This is a genomic window from Pontibacter silvestris, assembly GCF_020907275.1.
Lineage (GTDB): Bacteria > Bacteroidota > Bacteroidia > Cytophagales > Hymenobacteraceae > Pontibacter > Pontibacter silvestris.
Genome location: NZ_JAJJWI010000001.1, coordinates 197,808 through 217,370, shown reverse-complemented (window position 1 = coordinate 217,370; position 19,563 = coordinate 197,808). Strand labels below are relative to the sequence as shown.

14 protein-coding genes and 1 riboswitch are annotated in these 19,563 nt (G+C 42.3%); of the genes, 11 read left to right on the top strand and 3 right to left on the bottom strand.

All coding sequences use genetic code 11. The annotated features are described in order from the left end of the window. Nucleotides 1-128 precede the first annotated feature (128 nt). The 9 genes from LN995_RS00900 to lysA all read left to right on the top strand — a co-directional run bounded on the left by LN995_RS00900 (nucleotide 129) and on the right by lysA (nucleotide 13,449). Nucleotides 129-434, top strand: a complete 306-nt coding sequence (locus tag LN995_RS00900; RefSeq protein WP_317206917.1) for an amidase family protein — start codon at nucleotides 129-131, stop codon at nucleotides 432-434. A gap of 45 nt (nucleotides 435-479) precedes the next feature. Next, a complete protein-coding gene (bioB, locus tag LN995_RS00895; protein ID WP_229957464.1) occupies nucleotides 480-1,487 on the top strand; it encodes a biotin synthase BioB in 1,008 nt (335 codons plus the stop codon). A 63-nt stretch (nucleotides 1,488-1,550) separates the two neighbouring features. Then, a complete protein-coding gene (locus LN995_RS00890) occupies nucleotides 1,551-2,678 on the top strand; it encodes an aminotransferase class I/II-fold pyridoxal phosphate-dependent enzyme (RefSeq protein ID WP_229957462.1) in 1,128 nt (375 codons plus the stop codon). Continuing rightward, the gene (gene bioD, locus LN995_RS00885) at nucleotides 2,675-3,289 is read left to right on the top strand and encodes a dethiobiotin synthase (protein ID WP_229957460.1); all 615 of its coding nucleotides are present in this window, start codon (nucleotides 2,675-2,677) and stop codon (nucleotides 3,287-3,289) included. The genes LN995_RS00890 and bioD overlap by 4 nt, the downstream gene beginning before the upstream one ends. A 274-nt stretch (nucleotides 3,290-3,563) precedes the next feature. Next, entirely contained in the window at nucleotides 3,564-4,853 is a 1,290-nt protein-coding gene (gene bioA, locus LN995_RS00880; protein WP_229957458.1) for an adenosylmethionine--8-amino-7-oxononanoate transaminase, read from the top strand. 8 nt (nucleotides 4,854-4,861) lie between these two features. Next, nucleotides 4,862-6,067: a beta-ketoacyl synthase N-terminal-like domain-containing protein gene (locus LN995_RS00875; protein ID WP_229957456.1), complete on the top strand. Its 1,206-nt coding sequence runs from the start codon at nucleotides 4,862-4,864 to the stop codon at nucleotides 6,065-6,067. A 309-nt stretch (nucleotides 6,068-6,376) separates the two neighbouring features. Next, nucleotides 6,377-10,840, top strand: a complete 4,464-nt coding sequence (locus LN995_RS00870) for a T9SS type A sorting domain-containing protein (RefSeq protein ID WP_229957454.1) — start codon at nucleotides 6,377-6,379, stop codon at nucleotides 10,838-10,840. 142 nt (nucleotides 10,841-10,982) lie between these two features. Further along, nucleotides 10,983-12,314, top strand: coding sequence for an aspartate kinase (locus LN995_RS00865; RefSeq protein ID WP_229957452.1), 1,332 nt, complete (start codon nucleotides 10,983-10,985; stop codon nucleotides 12,312-12,314). Then, entirely contained in the window at nucleotides 12,307-13,449 is a 1,143-nt protein-coding gene (gene lysA, locus LN995_RS00860) for a diaminopimelate decarboxylase (protein ID WP_229957450.1), read from the top strand. Before LN995_RS00865 ends, lysA begins: the two co-directional genes overlap by 8 nt. 153 nt (nucleotides 13,450-13,602) lie before the next feature. Here lysA and LN995_RS00855 read toward each other — a convergent pair whose 3' ends face one another. The 3 genes from LN995_RS00855 to LN995_RS00845 all read right to left on the bottom strand — a co-directional run bounded on the left by LN995_RS00855 (nucleotide 13,603) and on the right by LN995_RS00845 (nucleotide 17,308). Continuing rightward, nucleotides 13,603-14,283: a hypothetical protein gene (locus LN995_RS00855; RefSeq protein ID WP_229957448.1), complete on the bottom strand. Its 681-nt coding sequence runs from the start codon at nucleotides 14,281-14,283 to the stop codon at nucleotides 13,603-13,605. A gap of 653 nt (nucleotides 14,284-14,936) precedes the next feature. Further along, complete coding sequence (locus LN995_RS00850; protein ID WP_229957446.1) at nucleotides 14,937-15,971, bottom strand: homoserine O-acetyltransferase family protein; 1,035 nt, start codon at nucleotides 15,969-15,971, stop codon at nucleotides 14,937-14,939. Between the two features lie 11 nt (nucleotides 15,972-15,982). Then, entirely contained in the window at nucleotides 15,983-17,308 is a 1,326-nt protein-coding gene (locus LN995_RS00845; protein WP_229957444.1) for an O-acetylhomoserine aminocarboxypropyltransferase/cysteine synthase family protein, read from the bottom strand. Nucleotides 17,309-17,579: 271 nt separating this feature from the next. Continuing rightward, nucleotides 17,580-17,685, bottom strand: a riboswitch (SAM riboswitch). A gap of 488 nt (nucleotides 17,686-18,173) precedes the next feature. Between LN995_RS00845 and LN995_RS00840 the strand changes: the two genes are divergently transcribed. Further along, a complete protein-coding gene (locus LN995_RS00840) occupies nucleotides 18,174-19,109 on the top strand; it encodes a phosphoribosylaminoimidazolesuccinocarboxamide synthase (protein WP_229957442.1) in 936 nt (311 codons plus the stop codon). A 65-nt stretch (nucleotides 19,110-19,174) separates the two neighbouring features. Then, complete coding sequence (locus LN995_RS00835) at nucleotides 19,175-19,552, top strand: STAS domain-containing protein (protein WP_229957440.1); 378 nt, start codon at nucleotides 19,175-19,177, stop codon at nucleotides 19,550-19,552. Nucleotides 19,553-19,563 lie beyond the last annotated feature (11 nt).

The following is a 19,563-nucleotide window of genomic DNA, read 5'->3' as shown; positions in this document are numbered from 1 at the left end:
TCTATTGATAATGCTTATAATGACTTTACGCTATAAGAAATAACTATTGATGAACCCCTGCAAAAGATGCAGAAGGGGAGCTTGCAGCCAGATCAATCACCAAAATGTACCTAAAGCACCTTTAAGCCATAGCCAAAGATGGCTCAAAGGTAAACTCTTTCATAGAAGTAAATCCCAATACTTTAAGCATAGCTGATGCTATGGATAAAGAACGGCATTCTTGTAAAGTAAGAGGGCTCTTATATGGCATTCCGGTACTGATAAAGGATAATATTGATACGGCAGATAATATGCGAACTTCAGATCTACCAGGTCAGCAAGTGGGTGGTTTTGTTCTCAACAAATTCACAAAACAATTTTTCCACAGAGAAGGTACAACAGCAGAAGCAGTTAGCTATTTATCCACCACTTCCCAAGGATTTATGTATTTTTAATTCCTAAATCTTCAAATTACCTTCGCATTCTAAATTACTAGTACCATGACGCAAAACGGACAAAACAAAGACATCCGCAACGACTGGAGTCTGGAAGAAATAAAGGCAATTTATAATAAGCCGGTATTGGAATTAATTGTAGAAGCGGCAAACATCCATAAGCAATATCAGGCTACTGGCGAGGTGCAGGTCTGTACTTTATTATCTGTTAAAACAGGAGGTTGCCCTGAAGATTGCGCTTATTGTCCGCAGGCGGCACGTTACCATACTGGTGTTGACGCTCACAAGCTACTAAGCCAGGAACAGGTGCTGGCATCAGCACGACGTGCGAAAGAAGGTGGCTCTACTCGCTTTTGCATGGGTGCTGCATGGCGTGAGGTACGCGATAACCGCGACTTCGACCGTGTATTAGACATGGTAAAAGGAGTAAATGACATGGGTTTGGAAGTTTGCTGTACATTAGGCATGGTAAACGAGTATCAGGCACAAAAGCTTAAAGAGGCGGGCTTATATGCCTATAACCATAATCTGGATACCTCAGAAGAAAACTACGCCAGCATCATTACCACCCGCACTTACGAAGACCGTCTTCAAACCATTGACCACGTTCGTGAGGCTGGTATATCTGTTTGTTCAGGAGGCATTATAGGTTTAGGTGAAACAGACGAAGACCGTATTGGCATGCTTTTTACCCTTTCTAATATGGTACAGCACCCGGAATCGGTGCCAGTAAATGCATTGGTGCCTGTTAAAGGTACTCCACTGGAAAACCAGCCACGGGTATCGGTGTGGGAAATGGTGCGCATGATTGCCACTGCCCGTATCCTGATGCCAAAGTCAATGGTGCGTTTGTCAGCAGGCCGGGAGCAGATGAGCGTAACGGAGCAGGCGCTTTGCTTTTTAGCCGGAGCTAACTCTATCTTCACAGGAGAAAAACTACTTACAACGCCTAACCCTGATTTTGACGCTGATAAAGCTATGTTCAACCTGTTAGGGCTTACACCAAGGAAATCGTTTAAAGAAGAAAAACAGTCAGAAACAGTAGTTGCTTAAAACCCAGACATAGCTTGAATATGAGGCTTTACTTTGTCTAGGTAATAATATCTATAGTATCCTATGGATCTGAATAAGAGACTACAGCAAAAGCTGGCAGAACGAGCAGCACAGGGCAATCTGCGGCAGCTTAGGACCACAGCTAACCTTGTAGACTTTTGCTCCAACGACTACCTTGGCCTTGCCAGGTCAACTAAGCTGCGTGACCTGATAAAAGCGGAAGAACAGCGCTACAATTATTTACCTTCGGGAGCAACCGGCTCCCGGCTTTTGTCTGGGAACCATTTGCTGTTTGAGGAGTTGGAAAAAACAGTAGCGACCTTTCATCAAACTGAAGCTGCACTACTTTTTAACTCTGGTTATACAGCTAATGTTGGGCTTCTGTCGGCCCTGCCACAGCGGGGCGATACAATATTTTACGACGAAGCCAGCCATGCCTCCATGAAAGATGGCATGCGCCTTAGCTTCGCTAAAACATACGCATTCCGACACAATAGTGTGCAGGACCTGCGGCAAAAGCTAAAGTTTGCAACCGGGCAGGTGTACGTAGTAATAGAGTCGGTATATTCTATGGATGGCGATAAAGCGCCCTTGCAGGAACTGGCACAGGTTTGCCAGGAGCACCAGGCAGCTCTTATTGTAGATGAAGCTCATGCCGTAGGATTGTATGGAGAGCAGGGAGAGGGTTTAACGGTTGCACTTGGTTTGCAGAACCAGGTGTTTGCACAGATCATTACCTATGGTAAAGCCATGGGAGGCCACGGAGCAGCTGTGGCCGGATCAGGTATCTTGAAAGCATATTTGATTAACTATAGCCGTGCCTTCATCTATACAACAGCCTTGCCTACGCATGCTCTGGTTGCTTTAAAAAGTGCATATGCTTTGCTACCTGAAATGCAAAAGGAACGGGAAAAGGTAAAGACACTGGCAACGAAACTACACGAGCAGTTAAACAATATAAGTGGCATCTGCTGCAGACCAGAGGATAGTATTATTTTATCTGTTTTTCTGCCAGACATAAAGCAGTTGAAAACAATGGCTGCCAATTTGCAAAATAAAGGATATGATGTACGTCCTGTCATGAGCCCGACGGTGCCAGAAGGCAAAGAAAGACTCCGCTTAATAGTACACGCATTTAATACAGAAAAAGAAATTGATGGTCTCGTGAAGACTATAGCTCAAGGTACATGAAACGATATTTTGTTACAGGCATAGGAACGGACGTTGGCAAAACAGTTGCCGCAGCCATACTTACCGAAGCCTTAAACGCTGATTACTGGAAGCCCGTGCAGGCGGGAGGACTTGATTTCACTGATACAGATACAGTGCAGAGCTTGGTCTCTAACCCTGTGTCTGTTTTTCACCCGGAAGCATACCGCCTGAAAATGGCTGCTTCCCCTCATAAAGCCGCCGCCGCCGAAGGTATTGAGATTGACATCAAAGCCATGCAACTGCCACAAACCCAAAATAACCTTATTGTGGAGGGTGCCGGTGGTTTAATGGTTCCTCTTAATAAGCGTTCTTTAGTAATTGACCTTGTACAGCAACTGGGCCTGGAAGTAGTGCTAGTTTCCAGAAACTACCTTGGCAGCATTAACCATACCTTACTTACAGCAGAAGTATTACGCTACCGCAAAATACCTGTGGCAGGTATCATATTTAATGGTGAAGAAAACGCTACTTCAGAAGACTTTATTATCAAATATACTGGCCTGCGTCGTTTACCGTCCATTCGCCAGGAAGCTGATTTCTGTAAAGACACTGTAGCCGAATACGCCAAAGAATTTACATCTTATTTATAAGTAGACATCAAGACATTAGATTACAGACGCTAGAATATTAATATTAAAAAGGGAACAAGTAAAACATATGATTAAGGGATTCCTAGTTAGTATCAAGACAAAATAAGCTAAACCCAAACTTGATATCTATTTAAGCATGTAATTAACAGTATATTAATTCCAATATAGCTTAAAGTCTTATGTGTTAATACTTTTGTCCTTTCACTTATAAACAGTTAGCATGAACTTAGCATCTAGTATCTAGTGCCTACCATCTAACTTCTAATAACTGACAATGAATTTAGCCGAACGCGACAACAATATTATCTGGCATCCTTACACGCAGATGAAAACAGCTGCACTGCCTGTGCCCATTGTGCGTGGAGAAGGAGCACTTTTGTTTACAGAGGATGGCAAAACTATTATTGATGCAGTTTCATCCTGGTGGGTGAATCTGTATGGGCATGCCCACCCTCATATTGCCCGGAAAGTAGCAGAGCAACTGCAAACGCTGGAGCATGTAATATTTGCCGGTTTTACTCATCCTGCCGCTGTCACGCTGGCAGAAAACCTGCTAAAGGTTTTACCGGAAGGCCAAAATAGAGTATTTTATTCTGATAATGGCTCTACCGCTGTTGAAGTAGCCCTGAAAATGGCAATTCAGTACTGGGACAACACAGGTAATCCTAAACATAAAATTGTTGCTTTTCGTGATAGTTACCACGGCGATACATTTGGAGCCATGTCGGTTAGCAGCCGCAGTGCTTTTACGGCTCCATTCTGGTCTTACCTTTTTGACGTAGAATTTATCGATGTGCCTGTTCCGGGTAAAGAGGCGCAAGCAGTAGAGCAATTACAGCAGATAGCACAGCAACAGGATATAGCAGCTTTTATCTATGAACCACTGGTGCTAGGCACAGCCGGGATGGTGATGTATAGACCAGAAGTACTGGACCAGTTACTTTCCATCTGCCATGCAAACAACATTTTAACTATAGCCGATGAAGTAATGACTGGTTTTGGCCGCACAGGCCGTACATTTGCCAGCCATTACCTGCAGCAAAAGCCAGATATAGTTTGCCTTTCCAAAGGCTTGACAGGTGGTACTATGGCTTTAGGTGTAACAACCTGCAATGAACAAATCTATACTGCTTTTCTGCATGACGATAAAGCCAAAACATTTTTCCACGGCCATAGTTATACAGCCAACCCAGTAGCCTGCGCCGCCGGACTGGCCAGTTTTGACCTGCTACAGCAGGAAGAAACACAGCAGAATATAGCTCGCATCACAGCACAACACGCAGCTTTTGCACAGCAGGTAGAACAGCTGCCTCATGTGCAGGAAGTAAGGCAACAAGGTACTATTATAGCTATTGAGTTCGAGGCAGGAGGCACTTCATATTTTAGTAGCCTTCGTGATAAACTATATAATTTTGCCCTGGATAAAGATGTTCTACTGCGACCTTTAGGAAACATCATTTACATTATACCCCCTTACTGCATTACAGACCAACAACTACAGCAGGTGTATGAGGTAATAACAGGTATGCATGACTTGGTAGCTGAAGCCAGATCAGCAGAATAGGTATTGTTTTGGGAAACGACAACCAACAAATAGTAATCAGGGGAACAGGCATAATTTCCCCTCTTGGTTTTAATGAAGCAAGTATTGGAGCAGCTTATAAAGCTGGCAAACCGGCTTTTTCTACTGTAACACATCAAGGCCAGCGTATACCTGCTGCCCTCCTCTCCCCTGCTGCCAGGCTACTTTTACAGGAGCTTTTACAGCAGAACCCAGTTTACAGGCAGTTAGACTGCTCTGTGCTAATGGCTATTTACGCAGCTAGGCAAGCTTGCCAACAGGCTGGTTGGCTGCCCTCTGACGAAGATCGCCCCCTGTCCGATGATTTAGCTGTTAATATCGGTTCCTCTCGTGGAGCTACAGGTTTATTTGAGCAGCATTATGAGGCTTATCAGCAAGAGCAACTTTCTTCCAACGCCTCCCCTACTACTACCTTAGGTAACTTGTCTAGCTGGGTAGCACACGCAGTAAACGCTGGAGGTGGGCAAATCAGCCACTCCATGACTTGCAGCACTGCCCTGATGGCGATAGCAAATGGCGCAGCCTGGCTTAAAGCAGGTATGGCACAACGTTTTCTGGCTGGCGGCACAGAAGCGCCTCTGACAGATTTTACCATTGCTCAAATGAAAGCAGTTGGTATTTACTCCAAACTCTACGAAAATGCTTTTCCATGTCAGCCTTACGCCCTTGTAAAGCAGAATACATTTGTGCTTGGCGAAGGAGCTGCTGTGTTTGCTTTGGAACAGGTTCTCAGACATCAGCTAAAGTCGGGTGACATTGTAGTAGAAGCAATAGGAATGGGGTTTGAAAAAATATCCAGCAAAACCGGAATCAGTCCTGATGGTACTAATTTCCAGAAGTCGATGCGGCATGCTATTTCACAACTACCCACTGAAGATAAAACCATAGACCTTATTATCACCCACACACCTGGCACCTATGCCGGAGACAAAGCTGAATTAGCTGCTATAAAAACTGTTTTTGCTGATGCTGTTCCCGCCATCACCACAAATAAATGGCTTATCGGCCACACACTTGGAGCTTCCGGGGCTTTAAGTTTACAGTATGCTATCAATGTTTTAAAAGAGCAAGACTTCCCTTTTCTTCCCTATCCTTCAGCTGTTAAAGCATCATCTATTACCTCTATAAAACGTGTACTTATTAATGCCGCCGGATTTGGTGGCAATGCTTCATCAGTCATTATAACTATAATATAGTTATATACATATAATTATATTATTAAAATTAAAAAACAGCCCCCCTAACTGATTATCATCTTTATAAATAATAACCAATTTTATACTCACAACCCTCTCTATCAACATCTTATAGTTCATCAAATATAAAAAAGCTTATACAGCTAATTCTCACGCTGACATTATCTAACATTAATTTGTACATTCTTAGTTGCATATTTGAAGATTGGTGATTATACTAGTATAAATATAAATTTCCTCATACTTAATAGTAAGCAATACGTATAGCTTGCTGTAAGCTTTCTTTGTTACTCCAAGTCCTCATTTAGTATGAAAAAATCTTTACCACAGTTTTTAGCTGTACTTATTGCAACTGCACTTGTTTTAATAGTACAGTTCCCATCTCAGGCCCAAACCCCAGGCCTTATCTACCGTCCGGCTACTTCCGGGGGCAACAGTGTTCTAGACCCAAACGGTGACGGCTATGTTTCTACAACAACAGCAGGATGGATAGCAGGCACAAGAGACGAAGGTGTAGGCTACAGCGAAATTCCATACCGCTCTTTTCCAGCATTAGCCAATGAACCTGTTGGTGACTTAACAACAGGGACTTCCGGTGGACATACAGATCTGGCCCCACCACCGACATATCAAGGTTCTACAGGCTCTCCTATCTCAGCTTACTTTGATGGACGAAACCTGATGTTTCGGGTTAGGCTCGGGGGTGCATCTACTGCGTCTAAAGGGTACAGCATCATGATAGATTCAAATAATCAATTTGGCAACTTAGTAGAAGACGGCAATGCTGCCACCACACCTAATCCAGGCTTTGAGTTTGAAGTGGTACTGGCTTCTAATTTTGATGTAAGCATATATGATCATAGGAACAAACCTGCTGGTGGAACAAAAGCATGGGCCGGATCAGCCAGTCAGTATTCCCAAAAAGCTGTAGCAGCATCTACCTCTGGAGACAACACAGACTATTTTTACGATTTCTATGTCCCTCTTTCTGCTTTCCCTACAAACGGAACTGATTTAATAGACGCCTCTACTGCCCTTCGTATGTCAGGCGTAACCATTACCAGTGCCCAAAGCGGTATTAGCGGAACAGTATCAGATGTGGGTGGTGTGAACTTTGCATCTTACGGATACAGTAAACAAGAAGCATGGGCCGATGTTATCAACTCCTTTCCGCTTACAAGCCTGAACCAGTTACAGACTGGAAGTTTTTCTATGATTCAAGCCTTTGCACCAGTAGTAAATAGTAACATATTAGCTAACAGTACTTCCATATCAGGCACATCTGTAGAGGCTTCTGGTTCAACTATAACAGTATATAGAACTACAGACGAAACAAGTACAGCAATAGGTACAACAACTGTAAACGCTGATGGCACCTGGACTTTATCCGGTATCTCTGGTAGCTTACTGACCGAAGGAAACGTTATCACAGCTACAGTAAGGCCTCCAAACAAAACAGAGTCTCCTCTGTCTGCTCCGGTTACTGTTACTTCCGGAATATGTACAAGTACACCAGCCCCACGGCTTACTGGTATTACTGGGAATACTTCCGGAAGCCGATATCTTACTGTCATACCAAGTATTAGTGGTAACCAGATTATTACAGTTTATAATTTAACAGCAAACACCACTCAAACAACACCTGTATTAAACTTAACGGCTGGCACTTCTTTTCCTGCAGCAGCAGCTAGCACAAACCCAGCGGTACTTCTAGTTGCTCAGTCAAGTAATTATGTTGTTACTACTACCCCTACAGATGCTGCAGGTAACCCTATAGGCTGTCCTTCTCTGAGGTCAAACCAATTATGCTATTCCAGTGAAGATAACTTTACGCTGAACCGACATACAGTAACTATCACAGGAGTTACCTTCGATGGGGTTACCAACAGCAATATTAATACTACTAGCACTACTGAAGTGCCCGCAAACCTTAGTTCCATAACAGTTTCATTAAACTTTGGGACATCAACACAAGCGGGAAATCTGGTACTTTACAGAAATGGAACTGCCACTAACATCACAGTCCCTTACACTCTTGGTACAAACTCACAAACCATAAATGTTTCAGGTTTATCACCTGATTTAACAGCAGGAGACATACTTAGTGTCAGAACAGTTCAAACCAGTGGTTGTGCTGGCGCATCAACACCATCAAACTTTTTAGCCATACAGGATGTCTCCTCTACACCAACCATCAATCCATTAAACTGCGGTTTCGTAACCAGCGTCTCCGGTACTTCTTCTGAACCAACGGGAACAGTAATACAATTTTATACAGCCGGTACAACAGGACAGCGAGACGGAGCAGTTTTAACTCTGAGTGGCAATACTACACCTGTTACAGCCATTGTTACCTCCCAAGGCACATGGACTGCCGATCTATCCGGTATTGGTGGAAATGGCGTAGCAGCAGGAATCCCTATTAGTGCAAGGGCAAAAGCACCGGGCAAAGTGCAAAGCCTTAATTCTGAACCTGTAACTGCTTCTGCCGCACCGCAAGGTTCGCCAATTATAAATGGGGCTGTAGTTGAGGGAACTACCGAAATAACAGGAACAGCACCGGCAGGCACATTGGTAACACTTTATATTGAAGGAACACCTTTTACTCCTGTAACCACCGACCAAAGCGGAAACTGGACAGTAGAGGGTTTGTCTCCTTTAGAAGTTTTTGCAGGAGCCTCCATAACGGCAACTTACAGCGCTCCAGATGATGATGAGGATAACGAACAAGAAAATCAATGTGAAAGCGCTCAGGCAACAGCTGTAGTTGTAACCTGTAATGCCCCATCAACAGCACCAACTGTAACTCCAACAGCCCTTACTATTTGTAGTGGTAGTACTGCAGAAGTAGTGGTAGGTGCCTCAGAACAAGGTGTTTCTTACAGGCTGCTAAGCGTTAATGGCACTACAGAAACACCTACAGGTAGCTCTGTGTTGGGTACAGGGGGCAACATAACTTTAACATCAGACATTATAACTGATGCCACCACATTAAGAGTTAGAGCCAGAAGAATAAGCGGCACAGCTTGCGATGCCATATTAGCCGGTAGCGTATCTGTTGCTGTCAGTTCAGTTCCTGATAACAATTATACTCTCAGTATTGACAACTCATCTGGCTGTGCAGAAGCAAGCCCTACCATTACAGTAAGCGGAACTCAGCCTGGTTTTTCTTACCAGCTCATAGACAATGAAACTAAAGAGCCTGTACTCTTAGCCTCTGGAGGCACAGATGCTATAGCAGGAACAGGCGGTGATTTAGAATTCACAGTTGCATCAGCAGGTACCACCACCACCTATAGCCTGTTTATACTAGACACCTCTCAGGCAACTAACTGCCCCGTAGAAAATGTAAATACAGTAACTTACACTGTTGAAGGACCACAAACAGATCAGTCTGTTTCTATAAATACTAATCGTATCTGCGCAGGAAACGAGGCTACCATTTCTATTGTGACAAATGCTGATGGCCATACTTATCAAGTATTCAGCGCTCCTGATAATACTCCGGTAGGTGATTCATTTATCGGCCAAGGACAGAGACAAGAAATAAAAGTGAGTCCTACAGCCACAACAACTTATTATGTTCAGATTTCTGGTGCGGGATGTACTGCCAACATTTTAAACCGTGTTGTGTTGGAAGTTAGTTCTTCAAGTGCTGATGTTATAGCAGGAGAAAACCAGACATTATGTGGCAACAGTGTTACTTTACAAGGTAGCGACCCGGCTCCTGGTACTGGCTTATGGACAATAGAAAGCCCTGAGGATGATCCAAGCATTATTATTGCAGACCCTACAAATCCGAATACTACTGTTACAGGTTTGTCTTCAGGAACTTATGTATTTATCTGGACAGTGACTACAAATTGTGATGGCTCTGACACCCAAGTAAGTGCCAGTACAACTGTTCTTGTAAATTGCCCGGCTGTTTATAATGTTGCTCCTCCGAAATACCAGGTTCAATATCAGGTTAATGACATACTAGCATCTGTAGAAGATCCGGATGGAAATATTGGTGGAGCTGTTTTAGCAGCTAACAGTAACCCTCTTCCTTGGGGAACAGAGCTACTAAACGATGGTACCATAATAGTGTCTAACCCTGCTTTACTTGTAGCTGGCACATATAATTTCAGCATTACCACCACTGACGAAATAGGTGGAACTACAACCTCTTCCATTTTTATCCAGATTTATGGAGAAGTGCCCACCACCGGTGTATTCCCTGTCGAACTTGTTTACTTTACAGCCATAGTTCAGCAACAGTCAGTGTTGTTGCAGTGGGAAACAGCTTCAGAAGAGAATAACAAAGAATTTATAGTAGAGCGAAGTGCAGATGCAAAGATGTTTGAGAGTATTGGTACTGTAAAAGGAAATGGCACAACAAACCAGCTAATCAAATACAGCTTTACTGATAAGAACCTATTGTCTGGCATTGTTTATTACCGACTGAAGCAGATAGACTATGATGGCGCTTATGAGTACAGCAAGGTTATTGCTGTTAGCAGCCAGGGCATTACCCATAAGCAACAGCTACAGGTGTACCCTAACCCTGCTACCACTAAACTAAATGTTATCATAACCTCAAAAGTAACAGGGCCGGCTACTGTACAGCTTTTTGATTTGCAAGGCAAGTTAGTTTCCAGTAAAGACATCGAACTTAAAGAAGGAGTTAACGAACTGGAACAGTCGCTGCAAAGCTTAAGCACAGGAATCTATATCTTAAGACTTATTGGAGAAAACATGGAAGAGACTGTTAAAGTGATGAAAACGCAATAATAACAGCATAAGAAGCTTAAAAAGAGGCTGGCCAACAGGTCAGCCTCTTTTTTTGTAAAACAAGTAGCTAAAGCCCTAAGAAAGGATGTTTACTTTTTGCTAACTTTGCTGTATAACAATTTTTCATCTTTTATAATATTAAATGAAGATATTGAAGTTCGGTGGCACCTCTGTAGGGTCAGCCGAGAGGATGAAGGCTGTTGTTAATTTGATTAACAACGAAGAGCCTAAAATTGTAGTGCTGTCTGCTATGTCGGGTACTACAAACACTTTGGTGCAAATTGCTGAGAAGCTGTACCAGAACGAGAACCAAGAAGCAAACGAGATCATCAGCTCATTACACGATAAATATAAACAGGTAGTAGAAACACTCTACACCTCTGACGAAAAGAAGAAGCTGGCTTATGAACTGCTAAATGAACACTTTGACTATCTGAAAGCTTTTACCCAGGATCTGTTTACAGTACATGAAGAACGTGCTGTACTGGCTCAGGGAGAATTGCTGTCTACGGCGCTATTCCAGCTTTTTCTGGAAGAGCAAGGTATAAACTCTGTGTTGTTGCCTGCACTCAACTTCATGAAGATTGATGAAAACGAAGAGCCTGATGCAGCCTACATTGCCGAACATCTGAAAAAGGAACTGGAAAAATACCCTGGTGTTAACCTTTTCATAACGCAAGGCTATATCTGCCGTAACACCTTTGGCGAAATCGATAATCTGAAGCGTGGTGGTTCCGACTACTCTGCCTCGTTGATCGGTGCTGCTGCCGATGCTACTGAAATCCAAATATGGACAGATATTGACGGGATGCACAATAATGACCCGCGTGTAGTAAAGAATACCCACCCTATTGCAGAGCTTTCTTTTGATGAAGCAGCTGAGCTAGCTTATTTTGGTGCTAAGATTCTGCACCCGAGCAGTGTGCTCCCCGCCAAACAGAAGAACATACCCGTGCGCCTGCTAAACACCATGCAACCTGAGGCGAAAGGAACTACTATTCTTTCTGAAAGTGAGGGAGGTAAAATAAAAGCGGTGGCGGCAAAAGATGGTATCACAGCTATCAAAATAAAGTCAAGCCGAATGCTGCTTGCTTATGGCTTCCTGCGCAGCGTGTTTGAAGTATTTGAGAGATACAAAACACCAATTGACATGATCACTACCTCAGAAGTTGCCGTTTCGCTTACAATTGACAACAATAAGGCACTGAATGAAATATTAGCAGAACTGGCAGAGTTTGGCCAGGTGGAGGTAGACCAGGATCAGACGATAGTTTGTGTAGTAGGTGATTTTATTTCACAGCGCAGTGCTGCCAACCTTAAAATATTTGAATCACTGCAGCAAATTCCGATCCGCATGATTTCTTATGGTGGCAGCAAAAACAACATCAGCGTGTTAATTGACTCAGCAAATAAAACAAAGGCTCTAACAAAGCTGAATGAAGGTATTTTTGAAAGAGACATAACGAATGCTTAAAGAGAACTTACAGGAGTTGCATCAACAAACAACTCCTTTCTATGTATACGACATGAACCTGCTTCGGCAGACACTTCAAACAGCAAAGAAAGAAGCAGATAAGTATGATTATCATGTACATTATGCCTTTAAGGCGAATGTAAACGCTCCAATTCTTAGCGAGGTGCTTAAGAATGGCTTCGGTGCTGACTGCGTAAGTGGTAATGAGATAAAGGCTGCCATAGAAAATGGATTTTCTCCGGAAGATGTGGTTTTTGCCGGAGTAGGTAAGTCTGATGCAGAAATTAATTTTGCGTTAGACCAAAACATCTTCTGCTTTAACTGCGAGTCCAGCCATGAACTGGAGATACTTAACGAGCTTGCTGAGAAAAAGAACAAAACAGCTCGTATAGCTTTGCGTATCAACCCAAACGTAAATGCCAACACGCATAAGTACATTACCACTGGCCTGGAGGAGAATAAATTCGGTATCAACTCATGGGAGATTGATAATGTTCTGGAATTACTTCAGACGCTGAAACATATTGAGCTCATAGGCATTCACTTTCATATCGGCTCACAAATCACAGACCTGACAGTGTTTAAGAACCTTTGCACGCGTGTGAACGAGTTTCAGGAGTGGTTTACCTCTCATAACATTAAACTACAGCACCTGAATGTAGGTGGTGGTTTAGGGGTGGATTATTACCATCCTGAGGAGAATGCTATACCTGATTTTGCTGCTTACTTTGGCCTGTTTAATCAGTTCCTGGAGTTAAGACCCGGGCAGCAGGTTCATTTTGAATTGGGCAGATCCCTGGTTGCGCAAAGCGGTACGTTAATCTCCAAAGTACTCTACATCAAGAAGGGCATAACCACAAACTTTGCCATTCTTGATGCTGGTATGACGGAGCTGATCAGACCCGCACTTTACCAGTCTTACCATAAAATAGAAAACCTGACCAGCGATAAGGCAGCAGTAAAGTATGATGTGGTAGGCCCTATCTGTGAGTCTTCGGATTGCTTTGGGAAAGCAGTAGAGTTACCCGAAACTAACCGCGGTGATCTAGTTGCTTTAAGAACAGCAGGAGCTTATGGCGAGGTAATGGCCTCGAACTACAACCTTCGCGAAAAAGCAAAGGCTTTGTATATTTAATATCAGGCCTTCTTTGTTCGTGTATAGCAAAGGAAAATTAATCAAACAAAAAGCCCCGCCTCTAAAAAGAAAGGCGGGGCTCTTTGTTTGATATAGTATCTTTTTTTACATGTTAGTCATAACTTTCAAGTTTAAAGAGTTTCAACTTAAAACCTATAGAGAAACTACGAAATCAGGTTCAGCTTTTATAATGCCTGCTTCATTTTTTAGAGTGTTAGCTATATCTAAAGCGTTACCTATCGAGCTTTTATCTACTTTTACAAGATAAGTATCAGCACCTATAGGCTTTAATACATTTAGCTTGTAGGTTACTGCCAGCTTTTTCAGGTTATCATACTCACCTGGTTTTATTGTAACAGTTGCTTCATTGCTAACACCCAATAACTGCAGACTTCCGTTTACATCTGACAAAAAGTATGGAGCGGCATACGTTATTTTAGAGTCCTTTGCCAAGTCTTTCAATGCTTTCTCTACTTGTTTGCAGTTCATACCATCCACCAAGTTTAACTCGTACAACATAGCAGAACTAGTGCTTTGTTGCCCTTTAATACCTTCTAAAAAACTGTAGGCATCAATTAGTTCTTGCTGTTGCTCATAAGTTACACCATCGGCAAAGGAAACAAGTATCTGTTTTGTATAAACAGAGCCTAAACTTTTCTGGTCGGCTCCCTTAAAGTAGCTGTAGCTAACACAAGCGCTTCCGTCCATTATCCTATCGCCATCAGTAGGTTGGAAACGCACATTTTTTATAGGAGAAGCCGTTTCTTGCCTGCAAGAGCTAAAAGCAAATGCTACAAGTAATAAGGAGAGGAATGGTATAGATATTCTTTTCATTTTCGTACAAATTAAAATCACTGAACTGAGTATGTTTTGTACGAACAAGAACCAAGAATAGCTACGATTATTACCAAAATTAATTTTACTATTTAATGACACGGCATTTTAACCTTCATTAAATCCAGTTTATCAAGCTATAATTATAATATAATCTCTTGTATTTCTAAATAATTGATAATAAACCAATTAATATTAAATAAGCTTACACATATTAAGATAGTGCAAGACTTAAGAAAAATTCCTTCAAATAAAAATGCTCTGCCTTCTGATATTTAGGACTATTCTACAGCAAACGACAGCCTGTTCCTGATCAGCTATAACTTGCAGCACATTGCCAAGCTTTACATGGTCTGGCAAACATGCAACAAATGCTCTGGCTTTTCAAGTACATTTTCTTGTTACTTCAAGTGTAATACTTAGAATATCAGTGCACTATACAAGCCAAGCTATTAAATCATTCACAAAAGAATCTGTTCTTGCCATGTTAACTCTACAAAACTGATGCATCAGCACGTTAACAAGCCTTAACTAAAGTAGCATTTTCAGAAAGAACAAAACCTGTATTCCTTAGCCTATGATAGCATAGCTTCTTCAAGCACCAATAACATCAGTCTTTCAATGCTCCTCTAGTTAACACTTACCACCATTAACTACACTTCTACTGTTTCTTCTTTATAAAATTTTTCAATAGCACGTGTTATTTGGCTTGTCTCTACCAAAAAGCCATCGTGACCATGATTCGAATGTATAAGGGCAAGCGTAGAATCAGGCACGTGCTCATGCAGCAACTCCTGCTCCTCTATCGGGAAGAGCAGATCGGAGTCTACACCTATAAAAAGGCTCTTCGCCTGTATATGAGCCAAGGCTTTCTGCACTCCACCACGGTCGCGCCCCACATTGTGCGAATCCATTGCTTTTGATAGCAACCAATAAGTATAGGCATTAAAACGCTTTGCCAGCTTTTCACCCTGATATACCTGATATGAGGCGGCTCTGTAATCGTCGGTAATGCTGTTGCCTGGCTCCTGCTGCGACTGATTATAGCAAGCGTAGTGCCGATATGAAAGCATAGCGATAGCACGTGCTGTTTTCAAACCCTCCAAGCCAGCTTTTTCAGTATCTGTAGCCCAGGTTGGGTCCTGCCGGATGGCCATACGTTGAGTTTCATTAAAGGCAATACCCCAAGGTGAGTGGCGGGCATTAGATGCCACATGTATTAAACGCTGAAACACTGTTGGCTTTTGTATTGCCCATTCAAGTGCATGCTGTCCTCCCAAAGAAGCTCCTATCAGAGTATGAATCTCCTCAAGTCCTACATTCTGGCGCAACAGGTCAAAAGCGGCTACTATATCACGATTAGTCAGCTGCGGGAAATCATGGAAATAGGCTTTACCAGTAACAGGATTAACAGATAAAGGACCTGTAGAGCCGTAGCATCCACCTAAAACATTGGCACAGACAATAAACCAATCTTTAGGGTCATACAATTTACCTTCACCGAAAATGTCTCCCCACCAGTCTGAAAAATCTGAATTCCCGGTAAGGGCATGGCACACCCAGATAACGTTATCACGGTTGCTATTTAAGCGGCCAATAGTGGTATAGCTTAGCTGGAATTCCGGCAACTTAGCCCCTGACTCCAGTACAAACTCATTCTTATATTTAAATATATGATGCTCTGGCATTGGTATTCTTACTATTTAATGGAGGCTTCTGCTTCTTTTACTTTAGCAAAAGCCTGTTCAAAGTCTGATTTAATGTCGCCCAGGTATTCTATTCCAACAGATACCCTTAATTGTGTTGGCTCCACACCTGCACTTAGCTGTGCCTGCTCTGAGAGTTGTTGGTGCGTAGTAGAAGCCGGGTGAATAATAAGTGTTTTCGCATCGCCTACATTAGCCAGATGGCTTACCAACTGAAGGTTGTTCACAAATCTTTCTGCTTCCTGTTTATCACCTTTCAAGCTGAAAGAAAGTACACCGCCAAAGCCACGCTTCAGGTACTTTTTAGCAAGACTATGGTATTTGCTACTCTCCAGGCCCGGATAGTTCACTGTTGCTACCTGCTCATGTTGCTCCAGCCACTTTGCCAGTTCCAGCGCATTTTGCACTGTTCTTTCCACACGCAGCGAAAGTGTTTCCAACCCCTGAAGCAACAGGAAGGAATTGAAAGGGCTTATAGCCGGCCCAAAGTCACGAAGGCCTTCCACACGTGCCCTGATAGAGAAAGCAATGTTGCCAAAAGGCCCATCTGTTCCAAAAGTTTCCCAGAAGTTAAGGCCGTGGTAACCTTCTGATGGTTCAGAGAACTGTGGAAACTTACCATTTCCCCAGTTAAAGTTACCGCCATCTACTATTACTCCTCCAATACTTGTACCATGGCCACCAATCCACTTAGTTGCTGAAGCTACAACTACACTAGCCCCATGTTCCAGCGGGCGGAACAGGTAACCGCCAGCGCCAAAAGTGTTATCCACTACCAATGGGATACCGTATTGCTTAGCGAGGGCAGCGACTGCTTCAAAGTCAGGAATGTTAAAACGAGGATTACCGATGGTTTCAACATAAATTGCTTTTGTATGCGCATCAATCAGTTTCTCATAACTTTCAATCTCATCATCTTCTGCAAACCGTGCTTCAATGCCAAGCCTTTTAAAAGAAACTTTAAACTGGTTATAGCTTCCGCCATACAGGTTGCTGGTAGAAACAAAATTATCGCCTGCCTGTAATATATTACTTAAAGCAATGAACTGCGCAGCCTGCCCCGATGCAACAGCAACGGCAGCCACACCACCCTCTAATGCAGCCATACGCTTCTCAAATACATCCGTAGTCGGGTTCATAATACGGGTATAAATGTTACCAAACTCTTTCAGGGCAAACAAATTAGCTCCTTGTTCTGCATTTTTGAAAACATAAGAAGAAGTCTGGTAGATAGGAACAGCTCTGGATTGTGTAGTAGGATCTACCTCCTGGCCTGCATGTAGTTGTAATGTATCGAAGTGTAAGGTATTATTAGACATATTGCTTCTGATTTGATAAGTCTGGAAAATTATTGGACAATAGGTTTATCAAGGAGGCTGCCAACTGTAACTGCTTTGCTGGCTCTGATGATAAAGAATGTATTGTAAGCGTATTAACTACTTAGCAACGAAAGCAGCCACGCATGCACATGAGTGTGCGGATAAAACCAGAATTACCCTTATAAGAGTTGGCGAATGACGGCAGATGGGCTGCCGATAATGAAATAACTGATAGTTGTGCTTGTGTGATTCCCTTTTTCATTTTCTTATCAATTTATATTCTTCCGCTATTACGGAATCAGGAATTAGCACCTTTACCTCGTTGGTAGGTTGCTAGAGTTTCACCGAGCCTGTCTCTCCACTCTTCTTTATAAATCAACATCCTTATAAGGGATATTTGACTTGATATCGCAATGTTAAGCGATTTTTATTTCATACGCAAATTTCTACTTCTTTTGTTGCTGCAGTTATTAAAAAATGCTTTCAGAAGTAAGCTGTAGCTATCATATTACTACTACAACTTATGATCAAGTATTATCATGAAACTATTTCCTTCTAAAAGCTAATTCATGCAGAGCTGTCAGACGTGATACTATCAGGTTATTTCTTGGCCAGACATATTAAACCCACAGAGGCCTTCGTTACTTATACCATGTTCTTTAAACAACAAATAAAAATTCTATATATTATGCAAACTATAGACTGTTTAGTATAAAACTTTAAACCCCTCTTATAGTATAAGAGCAACATTACAGACAGCACAAGTTTCTTAGGTTATTTGAGACAATAAATGAACTGACTTTTAAAATATTTCTTGCCCTCTAAAATATACTTAACTTTGCTTGCTTATAACTCAACTGAATTAATGGAGGCTATAAAAGAAACAAATTTCTCCTTCCCTGGCCAGACTGGCTTTTACAGAGGTAAAGTACGCGATGTGTATTACTTTGAGGATAAACTGGCTGTAGTCGCCACGGATCGCATTTCTGCTTTCGATGTGGTGCTTCCCCGTGCTATACCTTATAAAGGACAAGTGCTTAACCAAATAGCAAGCCTTAACCTAAAAGCTACGGCAGACATTGTACAAAACTGGGTAATAGCAATACCAGACCCCAACATAACTATTGGCCACCGCTGCGAACCATTTAGAGTGGAAATGGTTATACGTGGCTATCTGGCCGGGCATGCCTGGCGAGAGTACAAAGCAGGTAAGCGTACTCTATGCGGGGTAACGCTACCAGAAGGGCTACGTGAAAATGACAAATTACCTGAGCCAATTATTACGCCAACTACCAAAGCTGACCAAGGGCATGACGAGGATATTTCCAGAGAAGAAATTCTGGACAAAGGCCTTGTATCTGAGCAGGACTATGCTAACTTAGAAAACTATACCAGGGCGTTGTTTGCTCGTGGCACAGAGCTGGCTAAACAACGGGGTCTGATTCTGGTTGATACAAAGTATGAGTTTGGTAAGTTAAATGGACAGATTTATTTGATTGATGAAATCCACACGCCTGACTCATCACGATATTTTTACAGTGACGGCTATGATAAGCGCCAGTCTGCAGGAGAACCGCAAAAGCAGCTTTCGAAAGAATTTGTGCGGCAATGGCTGATTGAAAATGGCTTTCAGGGTAAAGAAGGCCAGTCTGTACCAGAAATGACAGACGAAGTAGTTAGTAAAATTTCGGAGCGGTACATAGAACTTTTTGAGGCTGTAACAGGACAGCAATTTGAAAAAGAAAGCTATGATAATGCACTCCAACGGATTGAACGACACGTAAAAGATAACAATTTTTAACATTAAAACTTACATAAGTAAGGAGATTTTGGTACATTCGCATTTAAATCCTTATTGGTAGATCTATGAAGTACACGATTGATAAGAAAGAAAACTATACAATAATCACGATAGATGAGAAAAAGCTAGATACTTCAATTGCGCCAGATCTTAAGTCTGAGTTCGTGAAGTTGAATGCCGAAGGGATCAACAACCTGATTCTGGATATGTCTAATGTAAAATACACAGACTCATCCGGCCTTAGCTCTATTCTTATTGCAAACAGGTTATGCAACTCTTCCAGTGGTTTGTTAATTATGACAGGTCTGCAAGATCATGTAATGAAATTAATAACCATCTCTAAATTAGAGTCTGTCCTTAATATTCTGCCTACAGTAGAAGAAGCCATTGACCGTGTATTTCTGCACGAGATTGAGCAGGACTTAACTAACAAAGAAGACTAAGCCCAGCTGCC

Bases quoted from the DNA above. Each gene is read 5' to 3' on its own strand.
- LN995_RS00870 (WP_229957454.1), top strand. From the start codon at position 6,377: ATGAAAAAATCTTTACCACAGTTTTTAGCTGTACTTATTGCAACTGCA.
- LN995_RS00840 (WP_229957442.1), top strand. From the start codon at position 18,174: ATGGAGGCTATAAAAGAAACAAATTTCTCCTTCCCTGGCCAGACTGGC.
- bioD (WP_229957460.1), top strand. From the start codon at position 2,675: ATGAAACGATATTTTGTTACAGGCATAGGAACGGACGTTGGCAAAACA.
- lysA (WP_229957450.1), top strand. From the start codon at position 12,307: ATGCTTAAAGAGAACTTACAGGAGTTGCATCAACAAACAACTCCTTTC.
- bioA (WP_229957458.1), top strand. From the start codon at position 3,564: ATGAATTTAGCCGAACGCGACAACAATATTATCTGGCATCCTTACACG.
- LN995_RS00835 (WP_229957440.1), top strand. From the start codon at position 19,175: ATGAAGTACACGATTGATAAGAAAGAAAACTATACAATAATCACGATA.
- LN995_RS00890 (WP_229957462.1), top strand. From the start codon at position 1,551: ATGGATCTGAATAAGAGACTACAGCAAAAGCTGGCAGAACGAGCAGCA.
- LN995_RS00855 (WP_229957448.1), bottom strand. From the start codon at position 14,283: ATGAAAAGAATATCTATACCATTCCTCTCCTTATTACTTGTAGCATTT.
- LN995_RS00850 (WP_229957446.1), bottom strand. From the start codon at position 15,971: ATGCCAGAGCATCATATATTTAAATATAAGAATGAGTTTGTACTGGAG.
- LN995_RS00865 (WP_229957452.1), top strand. From the start codon at position 10,983: ATGAAGATATTGAAGTTCGGTGGCACCTCTGTAGGGTCAGCCGAGAGG.
- bioB (WP_229957464.1), top strand. From the start codon at position 480: ATGACGCAAAACGGACAAAACAAAGACATCCGCAACGACTGGAGTCTG.
- LN995_RS00845 (WP_229957444.1), bottom strand. From the start codon at position 17,308: ATGTCTAATAATACCTTACACTTCGATACATTACAACTACATGCAGGC.